The following is a 2,882-nucleotide window of genomic DNA, read 5'->3' on the forward strand; positions in this document are numbered from 1 at the left end:
ATCGGAAGAAGATCTAAGAAAACCCTTGGTGGGGATCGGCAGTACCGGATATGAAGGGAATCCCTGTAATATGCATCTCAATGACCTGGCGCTCCATGTAAAGCGGAGCACGGCCCAGGGAAATTTGGTCGGTCTTGTCTTTAATACCATTGGGGTCAGTGATGGCATTTCCATGGGAACTTACGGAATGCGGTATTCACTCCCGTCCCGCGACATTATTGCAGACTCTATGGAAACTGTGGTGCAGGCCATGAACTACGATGGCCTGGTTACCGTGGTTGGCTGTGATAAGAATATGCCCGGGGCGCTTATGGCTATGATCAGGCTCAACCGACCCTCTGTTATGGTTTACGGGGGTACAATTGCTTCCGGATGCTGGAATGACCAGAAGCTCGACGTGGTTTCTGCTTTCGAAGCCTGGGGCCAGAAAGTAGCTGGGACCATGGATGAAGCCTCTTATAAACAAGTGATTCAACACGCCTGTCCGGGTGCAGGGGCCTGCGGGGGTATGTATACTGCAAACACCATGGCTTCTGCCATTGAAGCCCTGGGGATGTCATTGCCGTATAGTTCTTCCAACCCCGCGGTAGGAGGGGAAAAAGAAAAGGACGCTTTTAAAGCGGGCAGCGCCTTGCGGTCTTTGCTGGAAAAAGACCTGAAGCCCCTGGATATTATTACCCGTGAATCTCTTGAAAATGCGGTGCGATTGATTGTCCTGATGGGAGGATCTACAAATGCTGTCCTTCACTTTCTCGCCATAGCCCGTTCGGCCGACATTCCATTTTCACTCGACGATTTTCAGCGGATCAGCGATAAGACCCCCTTTCTGGCTGATCTCAAACCCAGTGGTAAATTCTTAATGGAGGATGTACACAGGGTCGGAGGTGTGCCGGCGGTAATGAAATTTATGCTGCAGAACGGGATGCTGCACGGGAAGTGTATGACCGTAACAGGGAAAACCGTGGAAGAGAATCTGGCCGATGTACCAGAGCTCACCCCAGGTCAGCAGGTGATCCACCCCCTGGATAACCCGATTAAGTCAACGGGGCACCTGAGGATCCTCTACGGGAATTTGTCCCCGCAGGGATCCGTAGCTAAAATTACGGGAAAGGAAGGCTTGAAATTTGAAGGACCTGCCCGTGTATTTGAAGGTGAATTTGATGCCAATAAAGGTATTGGAGAGGGAAAAGTAAAGGCAGGAGACGTAGTAGTTATTCGATATGAAGGTCCTAAGGGCGGGCCGGGAATGCCGGAAATGTTAAAACCTACAAGTGCTATAATGGGAGCAGGCCTTGGAAAGGAAGTTGCCCTGATAACCGACGGCAGGTTCTCCGGGGGCACCCATGGATTTGTAGTAGGACATGTAACCCCTGAGGCACAAAGCGGTGGGGCAATTGCACTGATTCGGGATGGGGATATCATCTCCATCGACGCTGAGAAAAATACTCTTGAGGTCCGGCTATCGGATGCAGAGCTCGATCAGCGACGCAAAGCCTGGACCCCGCCAAAGCTTAAAGTTGCCCGGGGAAGTTTGTATAAATATGCCAAAACGGTTTCTTCTGCCTCGAAGGGATGCGTGACGGATGAAATTTAAAGTCAATCCATGTACTGATTATGGAAAATGTAAAAACTGCGAAGAAAGCCAGTCCTGCAAAACCAAAACTCCGGATAAGCGGTGCTGAAGCTATTATACACTGCCTCCTGGCGGAAGGGGTGGATCTGATTTACGGATATCCGGGAGGTGCCATTATGCCTGTCTATGATGAATTATATAAATTCAGGGATCGTTTGCATCATGTGTTGACAAGGCATGAACAGGGCGCCACCCATGCCGCCCAGGGGTATGCCCGGGTGAGCGGAAAGGTGGGTGTGGCCATGGCGACTTCAGGGCCCGGGGCCACAAACCTCGTTACGGGTCTGGCAGACGCCCAAATCGACTCGACCCCTATGGTTTGTATCACAGGGCAGGTGGCGCGCCACCTACTTGGATCTGACGCCTTTCAGGAGACCGATATTATCGGTATTTCCACCCCTGTGACCAAATGGAACTATCAGGTTACAAGGGCTTCGGAAATCCCGGAAATACTGGCAAAGGCTTTCTATATTGCACGCTCCGGAAGACCCGGGCCTGTACTTGTGGATATTACCAAGAATGCACAATTCGACGAACTCGATTTTGAATACTCCCCCTGTAAAGGAGTTCGCAGTTATGTGCCCGTTCCGAAACCCGATCTGAATGCCATTGAGGCAGCTGCAGCTATGATCAATGCTGCCCATAAGCCGTTTATCGTATTTGGGCAGGGCGTGATTTTGGGCAATGCTGAGGACGAGTTGAAAGCCCTTATTGAAAAATCGGGAATCCCCGCCGCATGGACCATCCTGGGGTTATCAGCTTTAGATTCGGAGCACCCCCTGAATGTGGGTATGGTGGGAATGCACGGTAACTATGGCCCGAATATGCTCACCAATGAATGCGATGTACTGATCGCCATTGGGATGCGTTTTGACGACCGGGTAACCGGGAGTCTCGATACGTATGCCAAACAGGCAAAGATCATTCACTTTGAGATTGATCCTGCAGAGATCGATAAAAATGTACAAACGGATATCGCGGTTCTGGGGAATGCCAGGGAAACCCTGGCCCTGTTGTTGCCCAAGATTCGTGAAAACAGTCATCCCGAGTGGTTGGGGGAGTTTCATAAGAAGTATCGACAGGAGTTTGAAGTGGTTATTGAAAATGATATACACCCCTCCAAACCCGGTCTGACGATGGGTGAGGTCATTGAGCAAATCAATAAGGCTTCGGAACACAAGGCCGTCATTGTCACAGATGTGGGACAGCATCAAATGGTCACGTGCAGGTATGCCAAATTCAAAGAGTC

General features: G+C 50.6%; 2 protein-coding genes. Both read left to right on the plus strand.

Translation table 11 applies throughout. The features are described from left to right. The coding region (gene ilvD, locus WBV75_RS07635; RefSeq protein WP_424120037.1) for a dihydroxy-acid dehydratase at positions 1-1,594 on the plus strand (1,594 nt) is incomplete at its 5' end. Between the two features lie 20 nt (positions 1,595-1,614). After that, positions 1,615-2,882: thiamine pyrophosphate-binding protein (locus WBV75_RS07640; protein ID WP_424120038.1), on the plus strand; the 1,268-nt coding region annotated here is incomplete at its 3' end.

It is taken from the genome of Robiginitalea sp., assembly GCF_049588695.1.
Lineage (GTDB): Bacteria > Bacteroidota > Bacteroidia > Flavobacteriales > Flavobacteriaceae > Robiginitalea.